The 18,394-nt window shown below is 52.2% G+C and carries 19 protein-coding genes; 6 read left to right on the top strand and 13 right to left on the bottom strand.

What is annotated here, in order from left to right:
- Positions 1-48: 48 nt before the first annotated feature.
- Both ACYVHB_RS12370 and ACYVHB_RS12365 read left to right on the top strand, forming a co-directional pair.
- Positions 49-954, top strand: coding sequence for a prohibitin family protein (locus tag ACYVHB_RS12370; RefSeq protein WP_461052049.1), 906 nt, complete (start codon positions 49-51; stop codon positions 952-954).
- A 79-nt stretch (positions 955-1,033) separates the two neighbouring features.
- Complete coding sequence (locus ACYVHB_RS12365) at positions 1,034-1,423, top strand: hypothetical protein (RefSeq protein ID WP_461052048.1); 390 nt, start codon at positions 1,034-1,036, stop codon at positions 1,421-1,423.
- Here ACYVHB_RS12365 and ACYVHB_RS12360 read toward each other — a convergent pair whose 3' ends face one another.
- From ACYVHB_RS12360 to ACYVHB_RS12335, 6 genes are all read right to left on the bottom strand, one after another.
- The gene (locus ACYVHB_RS12360; protein ID WP_461052047.1) at positions 1,424-1,654 is read right to left on the bottom strand and encodes a DUF4834 domain-containing protein; all 231 of its coding nucleotides are present in this window, start codon (positions 1,652-1,654) and stop codon (positions 1,424-1,426) included.
- A gap of 128 nt (positions 1,655-1,782) precedes the next feature.
- A complete protein-coding gene (locus ACYVHB_RS12355) occupies positions 1,783-3,336 on the bottom strand; it encodes a M20/M25/M40 family metallo-hydrolase (RefSeq protein WP_461052046.1) in 1,554 nt (517 codons plus the stop codon).
- Positions 3,337-3,438: 102 nt separating this feature from the next.
- Positions 3,439-4,338: a LysR family transcriptional regulator gene (locus tag ACYVHB_RS12350; RefSeq protein ID WP_461052045.1), complete on the bottom strand. Its 900-nt coding sequence runs from the start codon at positions 4,336-4,338 to the stop codon at positions 3,439-3,441.
- Between the two features lie 2 nt (positions 4,339-4,340).
- Positions 4,341-4,997 carry a DUF3226 domain-containing protein gene (locus ACYVHB_RS12345; RefSeq protein ID WP_461052044.1) on the bottom strand — a complete coding sequence of 219 codons (657 nt, stop codon included), beginning with the start codon at positions 4,995-4,997 and terminating at the stop codon, positions 4,341-4,343.
- Positions 4,994-6,121 carry an AAA family ATPase gene (locus tag ACYVHB_RS12340; protein ID WP_461052043.1) on the bottom strand — a complete coding sequence of 376 codons (1,128 nt, stop codon included), beginning with the start codon at positions 6,119-6,121 and terminating at the stop codon, positions 4,994-4,996. The genes ACYVHB_RS12345 and ACYVHB_RS12340 overlap by 4 nt, the downstream gene beginning before the upstream one ends.
- Before the next feature lie 109 nt (positions 6,122-6,230).
- The gene (locus ACYVHB_RS12335) at positions 6,231-6,746 is read right to left on the bottom strand and encodes a DUF2480 family protein (RefSeq protein WP_461052042.1); all 516 of its coding nucleotides are present in this window, start codon (positions 6,744-6,746) and stop codon (positions 6,231-6,233) included.
- A 203-nt stretch (positions 6,747-6,949) separates the two neighbouring features.
- Between ACYVHB_RS12335 and dnaN the strand changes: the two genes are divergently transcribed.
- Both dnaN and ACYVHB_RS12325 read left to right on the top strand, forming a co-directional pair.
- Positions 6,950-8,119, top strand: a complete 1,170-nt coding sequence (gene dnaN / locus ACYVHB_RS12330) for a DNA polymerase III subunit beta (protein WP_461052041.1) — start codon at positions 6,950-6,952, stop codon at positions 8,117-8,119.
- Between the two features lie 95 nt (positions 8,120-8,214).
- Entirely contained in the window at positions 8,215-9,483 is a 1,269-nt protein-coding gene (locus ACYVHB_RS12325) for a TCR/Tet family MFS transporter (RefSeq protein ID WP_461052040.1), read from the top strand.
- A gap of 50 nt (positions 9,484-9,533) precedes the next feature.
- Here ACYVHB_RS12325 and ACYVHB_RS12320 read toward each other — a convergent pair whose 3' ends face one another.
- From ACYVHB_RS12320 to ACYVHB_RS12290, 7 genes are all read right to left on the bottom strand, one after another.
- Complete coding sequence (locus ACYVHB_RS12320) at positions 9,534-10,088, bottom strand: YceI family protein (RefSeq protein WP_461052039.1); 555 nt, start codon at positions 10,086-10,088, stop codon at positions 9,534-9,536.
- 11 nt (positions 10,089-10,099) lie between these two features.
- Positions 10,100-10,867: a hypothetical protein gene (locus tag ACYVHB_RS12315; protein ID WP_461052038.1), complete on the bottom strand. Its 768-nt coding sequence runs from the start codon at positions 10,865-10,867 to the stop codon at positions 10,100-10,102.
- Between the two features lie 81 nt (positions 10,868-10,948).
- Positions 10,949-11,425 (bottom strand): QcrA and Rieske domain-containing protein, encoded by a 477-nt coding sequence (locus ACYVHB_RS12310; RefSeq protein WP_461052037.1) that lies wholly within the window; start codon positions 11,423-11,425, stop codon positions 10,949-10,951.
- 62 nt (positions 11,426-11,487) lie between these two features.
- Positions 11,488-13,131, bottom strand: coding sequence for a porin family protein (locus ACYVHB_RS12305; RefSeq protein WP_461052036.1), 1,644 nt, complete (start codon positions 13,129-13,131; stop codon positions 11,488-11,490).
- The gene (locus ACYVHB_RS12300; protein ID WP_461052035.1) at positions 13,112-13,690 is read right to left on the bottom strand and encodes an RNA polymerase sigma factor; all 579 of its coding nucleotides are present in this window, start codon (positions 13,688-13,690) and stop codon (positions 13,112-13,114) included. The genes ACYVHB_RS12305 and ACYVHB_RS12300 overlap by 20 nt, the downstream gene beginning before the upstream one ends.
- Positions 13,691-13,695: 5 nt before the next feature.
- Positions 13,696-14,535 carry a hypothetical protein gene (locus ACYVHB_RS12295; protein WP_461052034.1) on the bottom strand — a complete coding sequence of 280 codons (840 nt, stop codon included), beginning with the start codon at positions 14,533-14,535 and terminating at the stop codon, positions 13,696-13,698.
- A gap of 233 nt (positions 14,536-14,768) precedes the next feature.
- A complete protein-coding gene (locus tag ACYVHB_RS12290; protein ID WP_461052033.1) occupies positions 14,769-15,539 on the bottom strand; it encodes an SDR family oxidoreductase in 771 nt (256 codons plus the stop codon).
- A 48-nt stretch (positions 15,540-15,587) separates the two neighbouring features.
- Between ACYVHB_RS12290 and ACYVHB_RS12285 the strand changes: the two genes are divergently transcribed.
- Together ACYVHB_RS12285 and ACYVHB_RS12280 are read left to right on the top strand one after the other, a co-directional pair.
- Positions 15,588-16,931 (top strand): M16 family metallopeptidase, encoded by a 1,344-nt coding sequence (locus ACYVHB_RS12285; protein WP_461052032.1) that lies wholly within the window; start codon positions 15,588-15,590, stop codon positions 16,929-16,931.
- An 80-nt stretch (positions 16,932-17,011) separates the two neighbouring features.
- Complete coding sequence (locus ACYVHB_RS12280; RefSeq protein WP_461052031.1) at positions 17,012-18,388, top strand: M16 family metallopeptidase; 1,377 nt, start codon at positions 17,012-17,014, stop codon at positions 18,386-18,388.
- The last annotated feature ends 6 nt before the right edge of the window (positions 18,389-18,394 follow it).

Below are 18,394 nucleotides of genomic sequence, written 5' to 3'. Positions count from 1 at the left end.
AGTTTGTTGCTGCCGTACTCACCTCACAAACCATAATCCCAACAAACCATGTTTTTTCTCGTCCTTGGTATTTTCGCGCTCATCGCCGGATTTGCCATTAACACGCCTGCACTGGCGTTTTCGCATTATTCGCGCCCCGTTAAAGTGATTGGGGTTATTTTGATTGTTATCGGGTTGCTCTCCTCCAGCGTCCGGCAGATCGACGCTGGTCAGGTGGGCGTCATTTCGCTGTTTGGTAGTGTTAGTGATCGGTCGCTCAACTCGGGATTAAGCTTTGTCAATCCGCTGGCTACCGTAACGGAATTCGACGTTAAGACGCAGAACTACACCATGTCGGCGACCAACGACGAAGGCGAGAAGCAGGGCGACGACGCCATTCGGGTGCTGACGGCCGACGGGCTGGAGGTGGTCATTGACCTGACGGTACTGTACCGCGTAGTACCCGCCGACGCACCGAGAATTCTGCGCGAGATTGGTCCGGACTACACCGACAAAATTGTGCGGCCCATTACCCGGACGCGTATCCGCGACAATGCCGTTTATTACGACGCTGTGGCTCTTTATTCGACCCGGCGCGACGAGTTTCAGGGGCGGATTTACAAGACAATCGAAACGGATTTCAAGAAGCGGGGCCTGATGCTGGAGCAACTGCTGATTCGAAACATCGACCTGCCCGCATCGGTTAAGAAAACCATTGAGTCGAAAATCAATGCTGAACAAGATTCCCAGAAAATGCAGTTTGTGCTAACTAAAGAACGGCAGGAAGCTGAACGCAAACGGGTTGAAGCGCAGGGCATTGCCGATTATCAGCGTATTTTGTCAACGGGTCTGAGCGACAAACAGTTACAGTATGAGCAGATTAAAGCACAGCGTGAACTGGCCGCATCACCTAACGCTAAAATTGTAATTATGGGCAGCCGGGGCAACGTACCGTTGATTCTGAGCGATAAGTAGGTTTAGAGGTGTTTAAGTGTGTTTGTCATCCCGACGCAGGAGGGATGACAAACACACTTAAACACCTATCTTTATGACCATGAAAAAAAGTGAACTGTTGCTGATACTGCTTGGTGCTGGATTGCTGACGGGCTGCTTTCGGCCCATCGTTTATTTAAAGAATAGCCCGAACTACCCAGTCGACGTTTTCTACGATAATCAGCGGCCCGAACGCCCGTTTGAACCGTTGCAGGACCTGGAAACGAAAGGAGAAGTGCCACTATCAGATCGGCAGACAGCGAATCGCCGAATGCTCAGCCGGGGAAACGATATGCAGCAGAAAGAGCTGTTACTGGCCCGACTGACGATGGAAGCCAAAAAAATGGGGGCTGATGCGCTCGTTGATGTGCGCTATAAGTACTACACGTCCATGACCGACAATGGCTACGTGATGACGGGTCTGGCCGTAAAATACAGGAAAGAAAACTGATTACTTGACCTCTTCGTAATCGACGTACTCGCCACCGCGCTGGTAGGGCGAATTTGTGCTTTTCGTTGGATGATTCTCCACCCGTATTTCTCCTTCCCGACGTTTTGCGTAAGCTGCCGCTTGGCGTTTTTGCTCCTTCACCAACTGGCGGCCAACCAACAACTGAAATACGAACCGCCGTATTGGTGGCACGAACATAATGATGAGGGTGATAATCAGAATATACTTCATCTTGAGCGTCGTTAACAATCAATAAACGATGGGGCCGATGGTTTAGTTTTCTTTCCTGAACGCGCCTATTAGTTAAACACACCGCGTTACTACAACGGTGCGTTCAGGAAAGAAAAGGACTTGGCTGGCTACTGCCCATATAACGTTTTTCCGGCAGCCTCATACTTATCACCAGCCGACCACTGCGGGCGCGTAGCCCGGTCGGCGATCAATCGGGCTGCGTGAGCATAAGCTTGGCAGAACCGATGTACGTAGTTGAAATCCAGCGATTCGGGGTTGTCGATAGCCTGGTGGTAGTACTTGCCAATGGCTTCGTCGAAGGTTTTAAAACCAGGTGAGAACGTTGGGGCAGGAATCCCCTTAGCCGCAAAACTGACGTTGTCAGAACGGTCGAAAAGGCCCTGCTCGGGAGCGGGTTCGGCAAAAACGCCCAGCCCGGCCGCTTTTGCCCCTGCTTCAATCTCGGCTCTGGCACCGGTCCGCTCTAAACCAATTACGGATACGATGGTCGTGTCATTATAGCCTGCTCCATCTGTGTTGAGGTTGAAGATGGTTTGTTTCAGCGGCACCAGCGGATGTTCGGCGTAGTAGTTGCTGCCGAGCAAGCCAACTTCTTCGCCCGTCAGAGCCAGTACCAGCACCGAGCGTTTGGGCCGTTGCTGCATGAGCGCTTTCGCGGCCGTTAGAATCGAAACCGTTCCGAAGGCGTTGTCACGAGCGCCATTGAAAATGCTGTCGGTGGGTTGGTATGGGCTACCGCCCTGTTTGCCGACGCCAACGTGGTCGAAGTGAGCCGAAAGAATCACGTATTCATCCTTTAGTTTTGGGTCAGTGCCTTCGATGATGCCCGCCACATTAGCCGAAGGTGCGGGTATCCGGGGACGCCCAGAGGTGCGCAGCGTAGCGGTCTGACCCGCTTCTTTCAATTGCTTATACTGATTATTAGCGTTGTTGATCCACAGGTGCGTAACGGGTGAACCGCCGGTTGCAGTAGTCGGCAAGCTAATTTGCTCCCGGCTAAAATACTGATTGACAAACCCCCAGGGTATCGACTCGCTGTACAGTTCGATCAACGCAACCGCTCCCTTGTCGGTCGCTAATTTGCGTTTAGCGACCGACGCTTTAAAAATTTCGCCCGGTCCTTTGGCCTCCGGCGAACCACCCTGCACAATAACAATCCGACCTTTTACGTCGCGTCCTTTGTAGCCGTCATCGCCGTCGGTTAGGCCGTAGCCAACGTACACAACCTCGCCCGACACGTCCGCTGGGCTACCTGTCATCACGGCCAATTCCTTGCCTAATCGGAGCGTGTCTTTACCAAGAATCATCGTAGCTGAACCGGCCGCTTTGACCCGCTCGAAGCCGATAGACTGTAGGTAACCTCCCGCGTCGCCAGCAGGTTTCAGCCCTAACATTCTGAACTGTTCGGCAATGTAACGGGCGGCTATCTGGTTGCCCGGCTCACCCGTCCGGCGCCCCTGCAACTCGTCCGATGCCAAAAAGCGCGTGTGGCTTTCAACTTCGGCACGGGAGATAGCAAATTCAGGAAGTGAAGAAATGGACGTTGTTGGTGCAGCATTCGGACGGGGTGGGGCCTTCCGGGAGGCACGGGGCTGCGCCTGCGCTGATGCAGCCGCAATGGTTACAGCCACCAGAACAGTCAGAATTCGGTCGGTTTGCATAAAGATCGATTTGAACCGTAAAAGTACAACACGAGACCCGGCTTTAGACAACCGTCCGTCCTGCTGAAGTTCCTCTCATAGGTGATTTCCGGTGCTTTCGCCCTACTCTCTTCGCTTGTAGTGTTGGCGGGCAAACCGCATAAACGTATCGGCGAGTCCTTCGCTCATACCCTGTAACTGAATCGAATAAAAGTCGCGCTGAATGGTAAGACCTTGTACATCAAGAACGTTGAGGGTGCCCACGCGTAACTCGTTCTGAACCGCGAAAACTGACACGAACGCCATACACCGCGAACTGCTGAGGTACGATTTGATGCTTTCAGTGCTACCCAACTGCATCTCAACGGTGAGGTCGGTGAGCCGCAGCCCCGCCCCCCGCAGCGCGTGTTCAACCACTTCGAGCGATCCTGAACCGCGTTCCCGCAGCACAATCGGAACGGTCCGCAACTCATCCAGCGTGATTTCGTCGCGGCCCGCGAGAGGGTGGTCGGGGCGGCAGATGAGCACAAGTTCGTCTTTCACAAAGGATGTATAACGGATGTCGCTATGGTGCGTCCGTCCTTCCACCAGTCCTAAGTCGATGTCGTTGTTGAGCAGGGCCTGTTCAATTTGCTCGGTATTTCCGCTAAGGAGTGAAATGGCTACGTCGGCTGACTGCTCGTGGAAACGGGCCAGCACGGGCGGAATCACGTACTGCGCTACGGTGCTGCTTGCCCCCAGCCGGAGCGTTCCGCCGGGTTCGCCTTTGAGCGCGTTCATGTCGAACTCCAGTTGCCGGTATGTCGCCATAATGGTTTCGGCGTGGCGCAGCAGCAAACTCCCCGCCGACGTAAGGCTTACCTGGTTGCCGCGCCGGTCGAAGAGCGCCGTGCCGAACTGATGTTCCAGTTCCTGAATGTGTTTGGTTACGGCGGGCTGCGTCACGAACAGTTCGGCCGCTGCTTTGGTGAAGCTAAGCCGCTTGGCAACGGTGTAAAAGACGGTCAGGCGAAAGTCGAGCATTATTATTGGGCGTTGAATAACCGATTGAGCCAGTCAACGAAGCGGAGACAAAGGGCGGTGTTGTGATCCAGAAACGTGGCGGCAATAGCGGTGCCCATCGGTTTGCCAGGGTCTTTCTGCCAGGCCAGCCACGTATGGATAAACGCTTTCGCCCGCTGGACAGAAGGATCGTACCTATTTGTAATGTTTTCTGCTTCAATTTGCGCTAAAATCTGGTCAACGAATGGATGCAGCGAGTCATTTTGCGGGATCAGGTAGCGGACGAAATCTTCCAGCATACCCAACTGTAGATTATCGGGCATGAGCCAAATGCCAACCGTTGGGTTACGACCCACACCGTCAATTATGGTTCCGTTTGAATCAGGTGAGGAGGCTGTGATGTACCCTTCTGCCTGGAGTGTATTTCTCAAGCTACTCCACCGGGCACTCAAATCTGTGTCAGCGTCTAATACAATGCCGATTGTATCAATTGTCGGTCTTTGTAGTTTGATCCGGGCAATTAGTTGGTCAGACATCTTATCAACGCCTTCGCAATCAATAATTTCAAAATTATCGGCTAACTGATGCTGATTACGAATGCTGGCTACTACATATAAGTCATCCTTACCTTCGACCAACAATTTGAATGGAAGCTTCTTGCGGTTAATGTAATCACTCATCGGGGATCAACTTGGACGCGTGTGGTAGCTTGGATTTCATCGGCGTCGTAAACAGTTGCCTCAATATTGCCTTCATAGTTCTCAAGACGGATCATGGCACCGGCATCTCTGTCCTGTTTGCCATTATTGATTACAGCCGAGAATGCTTCAATGCAATCGAGACTGTGTGTTGTTGCAAACACTTGAACATTAAGCTGTTCGGCAAGGTAAAAAATGATCTCCCATAGTTTTTCCTGAACCGAGTAATGCAAGCCGTTTTCGAATTCATCAATGAGTAGATAACCGTTTTCGCAGTTTACCATCGCCAGAATAATAGTTAGAATTCGGTTGATGCCGTCGCCCATACTGCGCAAAGAAACAGGTTTTCTAATGTCTTCTATCTTAACAACAGCCACTCTTTCATCACGTTTCGAGCTATTGTTAGGGATTAATAAATTATTTACGAAAGCCAGTTGTTGAATGTTTTTTTCAATCAATCTTAGGGCATCCTCTACATAAACTTGTTTCTCGGTGAGAATGACTTTGTCCCAAAGCTGACCATTTGTTTCTCCTATGATATTATTAGTTCTAACGAATTGAACGTTTGCTTTTAACCCTGTGAATAACATTAGACTATTGAATCGTCTGTCAAGGTTAATAATACGAGAGTTAACCCCGGTTGTGATTTCGAGACCAATTCCGTCGTAATCGTCAGAATCCTCTAAAACTGTTCTCGATCGGTATACTGCTCCATTTTCCTCTTCATTCTCAATTTCAATGTACTTTACAAAACGCATATTGACAGAATTGATGTTACTACTTTCAGTTAACTCTTTTATTGAAATAGTAAAATTGACATCAAATTTTTGCTCACGCATATAAAACAGATTTGAGATTCTTTCTGTGTTATACTCGGATAATTGGTCAGGGTCACGTAGAACAGATGTTACTACGCTCTCTCCTCTTTCGTCAAGCAGTTGAGAAATCCATCTAGTATTTGCTTGATGAATAAGTATCGAGATCGCTTCCAGAACCGATGTCTTTCCCGTGTTGTTCTTGCCCACCAGCAGATTCACCCGACCTAACTTATCAATGGTCAAGTGGCGGAGGTTGCGGTAGTTGCGGATTTCGAGTGAGTTCAGCATTAGACATAGTTCGATATATTCCAAAATTAAGATTATGTGAGACTATTAACAAAAAGGCCCGTCATTAAGCGGGCCTGACAAAGATGGTGCGTTGACAAAACAACCTTTATTATCGTTCCTTCGGCCGTTTATACAGGGGAACTGTGCTGCACGGCTCGCCGAAGAGCAGGCTTTGCACCACGGGCTGTAACACCCGCGTCAACTCGACGTAAGCCGCCGTTGGAACGGGTACTTTTGAGCAACCTTTCACCACCACGCGGGCATCCCGGTAGTCGTCAGGATTGATCTGAGCGATAGCATCGAAATAAAGTTTTTCGTCCAGGTCAGCCAGCGTTCCGAACACGACAGCGTTGGCGTAAGGCTGGAGTTGCAGTGTCAGCAGCATATACGCCCAGGTTGGCACAATAGCGTCTTCGGTGCAGGTGATAGCGACGTTTTTGCCTATATACCAACTCCAGTCGTGCTCTTTCAGAAAAGCCCGAAAGTCCTTTTCTTTCAGGATCAAACCCATGAACAAGTTGTCTTTCAGGTCGTAAACGACCCGTTCGCCGGGATGATAATACGCTTCAAGATCGAGCGAGACAAGGCCGCTGCCCGCTACCCGGTTGATGATTTCAGCTTCCATAAATAGAAATGTATAATGGGTAATGAACAATGCATAATGGTTAACGCAGCCCAGGGAATTATGCATTGTTCATTACCCATTATACATTTCTAACCGTTGTTAGGTTCTTTGCCGACCGGCGCAAAAAACCGGCGTAGGGTCCGTATTTTTCGCTACTTTTGTTCTATACGTTTAGTCTGAACCGCTACTTACCCGATTGCTTTATGAAATTTATCGTCTCCTCTTCTGTCCTGCTCAAAAACCTTCAGCATATCAACGGCGTTGTGGCCACCAATCCCATAGTGCCGATTCTGGAGAACTTCCTGTTTCGCATCGACGTTGGACCAGACTCATCCGGGGGCATATTGACCGTGACGGCATCGGACCTGCAAACGACCATGACGACGCAGATTCCGGTTGAAGCGAGTGAAAGTGGAGCCATCGCTATTCCGGCCAAATTGTTGCTGGACACGCTGCGTGGATTACCCGAGCAGCCCATAACCATAAATATTGACGCCGAGACTTTTGGCACCGAAATCCTAACCGACAACGGTCGCTACAAGCTATCCGGCGAAAACCCCATTGATTTCCCTAAACTGCCAACCGTAAGCAAGACCTTGTCCGTCGATATGACGTCCGACGTGTTGCTTGGCGCAATTAATAACACCGTTTTTGCCACCAGCACCGACGACCTGCGCCCGGCCATGACGGGGGTGTATCTGCAACTAAACGAAGACAACGCGACGTTCGTAGCCACCGACGGGCACCGGCTCATTCGCTACCGTCGTACGGATCTGGGCAGTGGTTCGTCGTCAGGATCGGCAAGTACGTCGCTCATCATTCCGCGTAAGGCGCTTCAACTGCTTAAGGCATCGCTGCCTGAGGATGTGCCGGTTGTGGCCGAATTCAGCCAGGCCAATGCATCGTTCACGTTCGGCCCGACGCAGTTGATCTGCCGGTTGATCGACGAGCGGTTCCCCGACTACGAGAATGCCATCCCGACCAACAATCCGAACGTGATGACCATTGGCCGGACTGATTTGCTTAACTCGCTCAAGCGGATTATGATTTACGCTAACCGGACCACGCACCAGATTCGCCTGTCGCTCAAAACGGGCGAAAGTGGCCGACCGTCGCTCACCATCTCGGCCGAGGATTTGGATTACTCCAACGAAGCGAATGAAAAACTCCTGTGCGATTATGAGGGAGAGTCGATGGAAATTGGGTTCAACGCCAAGTTGATGGCCGAAGTGCTGAGCAACCTCAGCGCCAAAATGATTACGCTCGAAATGTCGGCTCCCAACCGGGCTGGCCTTTTAATTCCGGCCGATAAAGAAGACTATGAAGACATCCTGATGCTTATTATGCCGGTGATGCTCAACACGTACGCTTAATCTGACTTTAGTTTGTGGTTTGTGGTTTTTGAGTTTGTAGTTGATCCGTTGATCGAACTCCGAACTCAGAAACCACAATTTTTTTAGCCCTTCTCATGAATAAAAATCCGTCCGTTCCTGCCACATCTGGATCGGCCAAGCGTGGCCCGGCCCTTGTTTTTATCTTTATCACGCTCCTGATCGACGTAATCGGACTGGGAATTATAATTCCCGTTGTTCCCAAGCTAATCGAGCAACTAATCAACGGTAATCTCAGTCAGGCAGCCAGTTACGGTGGGTGGCTGACGGCGGCTTACGCAGGAATGCAGTTCGTGTTTTCGCCGATTTTGGGTGGGCTGAGTGACCAGTTCGGCCGTCGGCCGGTGCTGCTGTTTTCGCTCTTCGGCTTCGGGCTGGACTATGTACTGACGGGGTTCGCACCCACGATTGAGTGGCTATTTCTGGGACGCATTCTGGCCGGCGTTACGGGGGCCAGCTTCACGACGGCTAACGCGTACATTGCCGATATTAGCACCCCTGAAAAACGGGCGCAGAATTTCGGCTTGGTAGGCGCTGCTTTCGGGATAGGCTTCATTCTTGGTCCGGCAATGGGCGGCTACTTAGGTCAGTATGGCCCACGGGTGCCGTTTTTTGTGGCGGCTGGTCTTACCATGCTCAATGTCCTTTACGGCTATTTTATTCTGCCCGAATCGCTCGCGCCCGAAAACCGCCGACCGTTCGACTGGCGACGGGCTAACCCAATTGGGTCGCTGATGAATCTCGGTCGGTATCCGGTTATTTTGGGTCTGGTGGCGTCACTGGTGCTGATCTACATCGCCGGATTCGCCGTACAGGGCACCTGGACATTCTACACGATGGAGAAGTTTAAATGGAATGAAACAACGGTTGGGTGGTCACTGGCGACCATCGGGCTGGCGTTTGCTATTGTGCAGGGGGGACTGAGCCGAATTATCATTCCCAGACTGGGACCCCAACGGTCGGTTTACATTGGCTTGCTGTTCAGTGCGCTTGGCTTTGCGCTGTTCGCATTTGCTACTCAAAGCTGGATGATGTTTGCTTTCATGGGCATCTACGCGCTGGGCGGCATTGCGGGTCCGTCGGTGCAGGGCATCATTTCGGGGCAGGTTCCTCCTAACGAACAGGGTGAAGTGCAGGGAGCGCTCACCAGCCTGACCAGCACTACGTCCATCTTTGGTCCGGTGATTATGGCAAACCTGTTTTCCTACTTCACGGCTACGAACGCGCCTGTTTACTTTCCCGGTGCGCCCTACTTACTGGGGGCCATTCTAACGCTCGTCAGCGCGGCCCTGGCCTGGCGCGGTTTCCGAAACGCCCGGATTGTGACTCCTGAGCCTGGTGTTTAAGCATCACGCCGTACGTGCTCACCCCCGCGTCATACCTGCCTATTAACACTTCACATGGTAAATACTGCATTGAACCGCAAGGTCATCATGTCTTCGGTTTTCATACCCATAAACGACGGACGTTCGACATTGTGAGTGGTCATGCTAACTGGAAACTCACCCGCAATTGTCATTTTCCCCCCGGCGTCCTTGCGGATAGCCTGTAGAGTGGCGGGCTTCGTGACACCGTGAAAGGTGAGGTTGCCGGTAGCCGTCAACGCACCGTCAGCGCCCGTTTTTACCTCTGAACTAACAAAGGTGACATTCGGATATTTCAGACCGTCGAGCACCTCCATCATATGCGAGTCGCGATTGCTGTTACCGCTATCGAACGAGGCTACTTTGATTGAAACGGCTACGTTCTCTACCTGTTTCGTATCGTCATTATACGTTACCGCACAGTTGACAGCGCGGCTAAGACCATTCCAGTCGTGCAGGGGGTGTTTGGCTGCGTAACCAACTGTTGATAGCGCTTTGTCGGCTACTAATTTGCGTTTTGCCAAGGGTGCGGCAACGGCACACAGGCACAGGACTGCCAGCAGGCAACCATACAGAATGGGTTTCATGTTGTTTTGCGTTAGAATTTGAGGGCAATCACAGATGCCGCGTAGGTTACGAATGTTGTATACGCGGCCGCCCGGTGGTAGGGTTTAAGCCGGAAGTTTTCCCCAATCATACCCGCCAGCACGTTCGTAGCAATCATGCCCGTCAGGTGCACAACGGCTAAGTATTTGTGCAATTTGATGGTGCTGAACCCCCGCTTCGATCCAATAATAGGGGGTGGGGTAAACAGCGACAGAGCCAGCGTCGTGCCGTACGACACGTTAATGAACGTAGCGGTTCGCTCGTGCCATCGCTTGGTTTTGACATACTCCTCACCCTGGGCGTTGTAAAGTTTTGCCCCGAGCAACCCCTGCGCCACAAAACCAGCGAGCGTGACAAAGCCACCAATCTGATGCGTTATGAGCATCGTCCGTCTCACATCCAATTCTTTGGATCGGCCTTCGGGCGTTAGCGGAGCAACGTTCAACACGCGCAGCAAACCCTTGGGTCCCCAAAACGCCCGTTGCGTGAAAATCATCTTCGATGGCAGTAACGGCTGTGTTTCGGTCGAGTCGGTCAGGCCCGCCAGCAAGTCATCAGCCTCCGCTCCGGAGACTGAAGTACCTGCTGGCGTGGGAACGCTGTCGGTTTTAATCAATTCAACCGTCGGAACGGGCCGGACGCTGGTATCCGCTTTAGTAGTACCCAGCGCGGACAGCGTGTCGCTTGGGCTGGTGGTTTGTCCAAAAGCAGTCAGGCCGGTCAGCAGCAGATGCGCCAGTGCAATAAGAACGTAGTTCATAAATGAGGACACGGTATATGATGACCATTTCGTTGCTGAACATACCGCACTAATTTGGTTGGCAGTGTCCAGAAAAGCGTACTACTCCGTCACCTGAAGCTTGTTGCCGTCAGTGCTGAGAACAGTTTTGTACAATTTTAGTGACTGAGTAGCTGGCCCTACCTGTACGCTGCCGTTAGGGGCGAATTCGGAACCGTGGTTATTGCACCAAAAGTCATCCTGCGCAAGACGATATTGCACATCGGTACCCGCGTGTGTGCAGGCTTTGGACATGGCAACGTAAGTGCCGCCTTTGACGCGGGCTACAATAATATTATCCTGATAAACGAACTGCCCGTCGGTCTTGAGTTTACTAAAACTGGCATTAGTTAGATCAAGGGTAAAATTAACTCCGCTGGTTCCCGGTGTGGTTGTGCCGCCGGGTGCCGGATCATCATCGCTGGAACAGGACGTTAAGGTTCCCATGCAATAAAAGGACATCAGTGCAGCACTGCTCAAGCCTAAGTTGCGAAGGAATTCTCCGCGCTTCATCTGTTCGGTTGTTGTATTCGGTTTCATACGCCTTGAGTTTAATGTAGTTACACAGAATAAGAGATGAATAAAGTAAAGAAATGCACGGGTTAAAATTTATAACGGAGCGAGAAAAAAGCGCCGGTGCTCAGCAAATTAATTTTGTAATACCCAACGCCTTTCAGCGGCACTTTCACGAACGGCTCCACCTGCCACGACAGCCGCCGACTCAACGCCCGTTCGTAACCCGCCGATACGTTCAGTTGGCTGAAATTGTAGCGCCCGGTACTGCCGCTCCATCCCTTCGGCGTAGTGGGGTATATATGGGCATCGACCGGGTAATTATAAACGTAGTCCTCCTGTTGCATGACGTAGGTCGTGACGCCCCCGCTCACAAACCACCGACTTGGTGCCTGGCCATTTAGTCGTGGGCGCAATGCCACGTCGTAGCGCAGGTTAATTGGAATGTCGAGCATGTTACAGCGTCCGCTCATACTTTCGGGTGGTACACTTAAATTGGCCACGTAGGGCGGTAACTCATACTGATTCGTGAGCGCTTTGTACACTTTCGTGCTCCGCATAACCCCGGCCTGAACGCTCCAGCGCGACGCCAATCGGTATTCCAGCAGTAAACCGATGTTTGTGCCGGGTCGCTGAAAGTTTCGCAACCCAATGGCGCTTAAGTCCGGCGACACCACAAACCGAACGCTCAACCCGTTCTGCGAAGGCACCGATTGCGCCAACACCGGCTGTTTCGTTTCAACACTGTTTATCGGCGCTGTCACCTCCCGGCCAACAAACAACAGCGGTTTAGGCCACTGACCCCGTCGGTTAATTAGCTCAGCAAATGACGCCTTATCTGATACCTCAACGCTGAAGCGGTGGGCTGATATTGCATCGGCTCCCGGTAGCAGGCCGGTACCCAGCCGCACCTCGTTCACTGACTTCTCGCCGGTTGCATCCAGCCCGGCCTGTTGATTCATAAACGATTGCACAGGCTTTCTCGCATTGCTCATTTCCGGAAAAGTTGCGGCAACACGGGTTTGGCTCCGCTTTCCAAATAACTGGCGAGACTGTCTCTGCTGACCCGTACCCACTTGAACGCGTCCAGTACGCCCAACCGTTGTTACCTCGTTCGTTGCCGACAAAGAGCGGGTTGGCGTGGGCCTTACCCGATACGCTGATTTAGTATGAACTGTTGCTTTCTCGGAAACATCCCTGTTGCTTGTTACGCCAATCGTAGCTGAACCGCTGCGCTTTCTGATGGTTGGCGAGGGGCTCGTTTTACGGGCGTTCTCGTCCACATTGCCCACCATTGCATTCGCTTCGCCTGTTAGCACCGGCGGTTTCGGCTTGTCTGATCGGGCAACGTCAGTTTCGGCCAGACCATCTGGCTTCAACGGGTCAGCTGCAATTTCTTTCACGGGCAGTTGGACGTTGCCAATCCGTTGATTAGAACGGTCTGGCAACAGGTTGCCATTCGCCGAAGTGGGTTGTCGCGTAGCAACGTCCGTATCTGGCGATTGGCCAGCCACTGCCCGTTGTTGATAGGCGTTCCAGCTACCCCCTACCAAAAATAACAGGAGTAACACTGGAAGTCCCCAACGGAGCAGGTGTTCCCAAATCGTCAATCGGTCGTGGGTGTCCAGCCGGTTTTTCAGGGCCTGCCAGGCCGCCGGGTCGAACGGAGCGTTGAACTCTTCAGCCGATTTTCTGAAGAGTCCATCCAATTGGTCATCGGTTGGCTCTTGCATACTCATCGTAGTTTACGTGCTTCAGATAGGTGCGGAGATTTTCTCGTGCCCGTGCCAAGTTCGACTTCGACGCCCCGACAGAAATGCCGAGTTGCGCGGCAATTTCGTCGTGCGTAAATCCATCCATAACATACAAGTTAAATACCAGCCGGTAAGCGGGCGACAGTCGCTGAATAAGGCCCAACAACTCCTCGTGCGCCAGTTGACTGTGTGCATCCGCCGACTCCGACATAATCGTTTGCCCAGCCTGCTCAACATCGTCAAAATGGTGATGACGAACTTCCTGTCGGTAGTGGTCAAGGGCCGCGTTAATCAGAATTCGCCGGAACCAGCCTTTGAAGGGCTGTTCAGGATCATACTGCTCAAGCCGCGTAAAAACTTTCAGGAATCCATCGTTCAGCACCTCCAGCGCCCCTTCACGGGTGGGGGCGTAGCGGAGACAAACGCTCATGGCATACCCGTAAAACTGCCGGTAAAGCAGTTCCTGACTTTGCCGGTGGTTGCGTAAGCAGCCAGCCAGCAGGTCGGTCAGGGGAGGTATGATGGGGGCGTTAGCCATAAAACTCAGCCTGCTGGCGCTTCGGGGGTGGTCTTGTTTACTACCGGCCAAACGCCTGGTCTGGGTACACTGACGCCTTTAGTATTGCCCCGTATTCCCTGGTCAGGGCCAAAATAGTAGAGTGGCCAGCCTTTGTAGGTAATTTGAGTTCTGCCAAACACGGTGATCGTGCTAAAATCAGCTTTGTTCAATGTAGAGGGAATTTCGCCAATTGTACCCTCAAACAGGGGCCATGTGGCGTTATTACTCAGGTCGGCTCTGGTGTAAGTATTCTTATTCTTCTTATCGGGCGCAAATGCATAGAGCGTCCGGCCGACGCTATCGGTCAAAAATAGGGAATTTCCTGTGCCTTCCTTCGTGTCGAACGTGTAGGATTTGCCATCATTACCAATCAATTGCCGCGATGCCACCTGTACGGTGTAGTTGGTTTTGGCCACCCGCCAGACGTCACCAACGTTTTCCCCCGTTACGTCGCCCGCTTTGGCGTCGTTCTTAAAATAATACAGGGGCCAGCCTTTATAAGCCGTTTGTTTGGTTCCATCAGCGCGGGTAACGGTCGTGAAGTCGGCTGCGTTCAGGCCAAAACCGAGTGTGAATGTTTCTTTGTAATAGGCAGGCCAGTTGTCCGCGCAGGCTCCATTACAGTTGGCGGTGCCAGCAACGTCGGCCGCAAAGATGTAGAGTGTTCGGCCACCGTCGCCAGTTAGAACTCGGCCCAGCGACGTGGTTTCCAGATTGAGGTCGGTCGTTGTAACTGGATTGACCTCGTCTTTACAGGCCAGCGTGGCCACGATGAGGAGAGCCGCCAACGACAGCGAACGAGTCATGTTATTAAAAGAGTGCATTGTATCAACTGCGTTTTGAGAGTGAGAAACAGAACAGTTGAACCGGTTCACTGGCAATACGGAGCGTATACGGGAAGGGTTGCGTTGGGACAGAAATAGTTTTTGGTGTATCCTGGTGGTGCGGCATACCGACGGCCACGTCCGGGTGTTAAACAGCACATAATTGCAACGTAAAACCTGTTCGCCCGGACATGGCCGTCGGTATGCCGCACCACCAGGATACACCAAAAACTTCAAAACCCCCATGCCAGCAGTCCGCCATCTACCGAGATCGTCTGACCCGTGACATAGTCTGATGCGGGCATACTCAGGAAGGAAACGACCGAGGCTACCTCCTCAGGCTCACCAACGCGGTTCATAGGCGTCCGGCTTAGAATACCAGCTCGCTTGTCGGGATTGTTCAGCACGGGCGAAGCTAAGGGCGTATTGATGTACCACGGGGCCACGGCGTTGACCCGGATGGCGTCGGGTGCCCATTCCACGGCGAGGTTGCGCGTCAGTTGCAGCATGGCCGCTTTGGTCATGCCATAAAGCGAGCCACTGCTGGTATGCGTCAGGCCTGATACCGACGAAACCATGATTACTTTACCGTTGCCCGATGCTTTTAGTAATGGGTAGGCGGCCTGACTTAGTTCGTAAGCCGAGCGCAGGTTAGTGTTCAAAACGTGGTCATAATCGGCTCCACTGTAGTCAGCGGTGGCTTTACGGATGTTCGTACCCGCGTTGTTAACAACAATGTCAAGCGTATCCCAGATCGCCCGAACGCCCTCAATTACCCGGACGGCTTCGCCCGGCTGGCTCACATCGGCCGCGATACCGTCGACAATGTGACCCTGTTGTCGGTAATCGGCGAGTTGTTTCTGCAATAAATCGTTGTGGCGGGCGACGATGAAAACGGACGAGCCGAGGTCCAGAAATTGCCGGACGATGGCTTCGCCGATACCTTTGGTGCCACCTGTAACTAAAGCGCGTTGGCCGACGAGCGACCATAGGGGTTGATTCATGGTTGAAAGGTCATTAATTTTAGGGATTCTCTCAATCAAATTTACCTCATGAACAAACGAATCGGACTGCTGACAGGTCTGTTACTCACAGCGGGCGTGGCAGCGTCGGCGCAAAATAAGCCCAAGCCGGAGGACGTACAGACGTTCACGCTCAAAAACGGCATGAAATTCATGGTTCTCGAAGACCATTCTATCCCCAATGCCAACCTGTACACGTTCTGGAAAGTCGGCTCGCGCAACGAAGTCCACGGCATCACGGGCCTGTCGCACTTTTTTGAGCACATGATGTTCAACGGAGCTAAAAAATACGGTCCCAAGCAGTTCGACCGGGTGATGGAAGCCAATGGCGGCTCCAACAATGCGTACACGACTCAGAACACAACCGTTTATACCGACTGGTTTCAGAGCGGTGCGCTGGAAACGATTTTCGACCTCGAAGCCGACCGCATCCGCGATTTAGCTATCGACCCGAAAATGGTGGAGAGCGAGCGGGGCGTGGTGTTGTCGGAGCGGAGTACGGGGCTGGAAAATAGTAATTACCGGGTCATTAGCGAACTGGTGCAGGCCACGGCGTTTACCGAACACTCGTACATGTTTCCGGTCATCGGGTTCGAGTCAGACATTAAGAAGTGGTCGCAAGCTGATCTGGAGCGGTATTTTAAGACCTACTACTCACCCAATAATGCCGTGGCCGTTGTTGTGGGCGACGTTAGGGCCGCCGACGTAAAAAAACTTGCCGAGAAATACATTGAACCCATCCCGGCTCAGAAACTACCCGACAGCCTGCGCACGGTGGAGCCGCCCCAAAACGGCGAACGGCGCGTGACGACCTATAAAGACGTAGCTACGCCGAACATTCTGATGGCTTACCACACGCCCGAAAGCCGCCACCCCGATTACTACGCGCTCGATTTGCTGAGTGGCGTGTTAAGCGGTGGCAACTCGTCGCGGATCGTGAAGTCGCTCGTGCTCGACTCGACCATTGCGTCGCGGGCGTTTATCAACTTCGGCGAATCGTTTGACCCCAACCTGTTCAGTATTTATGCCATTGCCGCCAGTGGTATTTCGGCCCCCAAGTTGGAGCAGTCGGTGCTGAACCAGATCGACAAGGTTATTAATGAAGGCATTACTGATGTGGAACTGCAAAAACTGAAGAACCAGAAACTGATGGAGTTTTACCGGGTCATGGAAACCATCAACGGCAAAGCTAACTCACTCGGCACGTACGACCTGTTCTTCGGCGATTACAAAAAACTCTACGAAGCCCCGGCACTGTACGAAAAAGTGACCAGGGCCGACGTGCAGCGCGTGGCCAAAACGTACCTCACCGCCCGCAACCGCACCGTCGGCTATTTGCTGCCGGAATTGAAGAAAACGGCTGGGTCTAACTAAAAAACCTCATTTAAACACGGAGACACAGAGGAAGACACAGAGCGCAGAGATACTTCGTGCCATCCGTGTTGAGACAAAACATGAAAACTATACTTTCCCTCATTACCGCCCTGCTGGTTACAGGCGTAGCCTCGGCGCAAACCTTTAAGGTGCCGCCGTACCAGAAATTTAAGCTCAAAAACGGGCTGACGGTCTACCTGATGGAGCAGCGCGAAGTGCCGCTTATTAATGTGTCTGTTGTGTTCGATGCCGGTGCCGTGCAGGATGGTACGCGCTACGGGCTGGCCAATATGACCGCCGACGCGCTGCTGTTTGGAAGCGCCAACTACACGAAGTCGCAACTGGAAGAGAAAATCGAGTACGTTGGGGCTACTGTGGATACCTATGCGGGCAAAGAAGTGGCTAAACTGTCGGCCTCGTTTACCGTTAAAGATCAGGATTTGCTGTTCAATATTATTCAGGAGGTGATTACAAAGCCAACCTTCGATCAGGCGGAGTTCGACAAATACAAAGGGCGGCAACTGCTCCAGTTAACCCAGCAAAAAGAAAGCCCACGGGCGGTGGTTAACTCTTATTTCAATCAGTTCGTGTACGCGGCTCATCCCTACGCTAACCCCGTTTCGGGTACGCCAACGGCGGTTTCGGCTATTACGGCGAATGATGCCCGGTTGTTCTACCAGAAAAATTACACGGCTGACCGCGCGGCTATTGCCGTGGTGGGTGATTTTAATACGGCCGACATGAAAAAACACATCACAACGCTGTTTGGCAGTTGGAAAACGGCCGTTGCTACTTCGCCAAAACTAACCGAACCGACCGTGACGTTCGACAAGAGCCGGGTGCTGTTAGTTAATAAAGACGATGCCCGCGAGACGACGTTTCTGATTGGTGGTAAAGGCATTACGCGTAATAATCCCGATTATATACCGGTTACCGTTGTGAACACGATTCTGGGTGGGCGGTTTACGTCGTGGCTCAACGACGCCCTGCGCGTCAATTCGGGTCTGACCTACGGAGCCAATAGCCGCTTTGGCACCTATCGGAACAGCGGTACGTTCGCCATTTCGACGTTTACGAAAGTGAGCACGACCACCGAAGCTATTGACATGGCGGTGCAGGTACTCGATAGTTTGCACAAGACGGGTATCGACGAGAAAACCCTGACTTCGGCAAAGAACTACGTCAAAGCCGACTTCCCGCCCAACTACGAATCGGCCGGGTCGTTGGCCGACCTGCTTACCGATATGTTTAGCTTGGGCTTCGATGAGTCGTTTATTAACAACTTCCAGAAAAACGTCGATGGGCTGACCGTAGCCCGCACCCGCCAAATTATTGATCAGTATTTTCCCAAGAACAACCTTCAGTTTGTGCTTATCGGTAAGGCTGAGACCATCCGCGACAAGGTAAAAAAATACGGAACCGTGACGGAGAAAGAAATCAAGGCGGAGGGGTTTTGACCATTA

It is taken from the genome of Spirosoma arcticum (assembly GCF_054779955.1).
Note: the sequence above shows the minus strand (reverse complement) of the source record. Positions and strands in the feature narration are given on the sequence as shown.

What these genes read in the sequence shown, in the direction of transcription:
- ACYVHB_RS12365 (WP_461052048.1), top strand. Translation starts at nt 1,034, where the DNA reads ATGAAAAAAAGTGAACTGTTGCTGATACTGCTTGGTGCTGGATTGCTG.
- ACYVHB_RS12370 (WP_461052049.1), top strand. Translation starts at nt 49, where the DNA reads ATGTTTTTTCTCGTCCTTGGTATTTTCGCGCTCATCGCCGGATTTGCC.
- dnaN (WP_461052041.1), top strand. Translation starts at nt 6,950, where the DNA reads ATGAAATTTATCGTCTCCTCTTCTGTCCTGCTCAAAAACCTTCAGCAT.
- ACYVHB_RS12280 (WP_461052031.1), top strand. Translation starts at nt 17,012, where the DNA reads ATGAAAACTATACTTTCCCTCATTACCGCCCTGCTGGTTACAGGCGTA.
- ACYVHB_RS12320 (WP_461052039.1), bottom strand. Translation starts at nt 10,088, where the DNA reads ATGAAACCCATTCTGTATGGTTGCCTGCTGGCAGTCCTGTGCCTGTGT.
- ACYVHB_RS12300 (WP_461052035.1), bottom strand. Translation starts at nt 13,690, where the DNA reads ATGGCTAACGCCCCCATCATACCTCCCCTGACCGACCTGCTGGCTGGC.
- ACYVHB_RS12315 (WP_461052038.1), bottom strand. Translation starts at nt 10,867, where the DNA reads ATGAACTACGTTCTTATTGCACTGGCGCATCTGCTGCTGACCGGCCTG.
- ACYVHB_RS12340 (WP_461052043.1), bottom strand. Translation starts at nt 6,121, where the DNA reads ATGCTGAACTCACTCGAAATCCGCAACTACCGCAACCTCCGCCACTTG.
- ACYVHB_RS12285 (WP_461052032.1), top strand. Translation starts at nt 15,588, where the DNA reads ATGAACAAACGAATCGGACTGCTGACAGGTCTGTTACTCACAGCGGGC.
- ACYVHB_RS12335 (WP_461052042.1), bottom strand. Translation starts at nt 6,746, where the DNA reads ATGGAAGCTGAAATCATCAACCGGGTAGCGGGCAGCGGCCTTGTCTCG.
- ACYVHB_RS12345 (WP_461052044.1), bottom strand. Translation starts at nt 4,997, where the DNA reads ATGAGTGATTACATTAACCGCAAGAAGCTTCCATTCAAATTGTTGGTC.
- ACYVHB_RS12360 (WP_461052047.1), bottom strand. Translation starts at nt 1,654, where the DNA reads ATGAAGTATATTCTGATTATCACCCTCATCATTATGTTCGTGCCACCA.
- ACYVHB_RS12305 (WP_461052036.1), bottom strand. Translation starts at nt 13,131, where the DNA reads ATGCAAGAGCCAACCGATGACCAATTGGATGGACTCTTCAGAAAATCG.
- ACYVHB_RS12295 (WP_461052034.1), bottom strand. Translation starts at nt 14,535, where the DNA reads ATGCACTCTTTTAATAACATGACTCGTTCGCTGTCGTTGGCGGCTCTC.
- ACYVHB_RS12325 (WP_461052040.1), top strand. Translation starts at nt 8,215, where the DNA reads ATGAATAAAAATCCGTCCGTTCCTGCCACATCTGGATCGGCCAAGCGT.
- ACYVHB_RS12310 (WP_461052037.1), bottom strand. Translation starts at nt 11,425, where the DNA reads ATGAAACCGAATACAACAACCGAACAGATGAAGCGCGGAGAATTCCTT.
- ACYVHB_RS12350 (WP_461052045.1), bottom strand. Translation starts at nt 4,338, where the DNA reads ATGCTCGACTTTCGCCTGACCGTCTTTTACACCGTTGCCAAGCGGCTT.
- ACYVHB_RS12290 (WP_461052033.1), bottom strand. Translation starts at nt 15,539, where the DNA reads ATGAATCAACCCCTATGGTCGCTCGTCGGCCAACGCGCTTTAGTTACA.
- ACYVHB_RS12355 (WP_461052046.1), bottom strand. Translation starts at nt 3,336, where the DNA reads ATGCAAACCGACCGAATTCTGACTGTTCTGGTGGCTGTAACCATTGCG.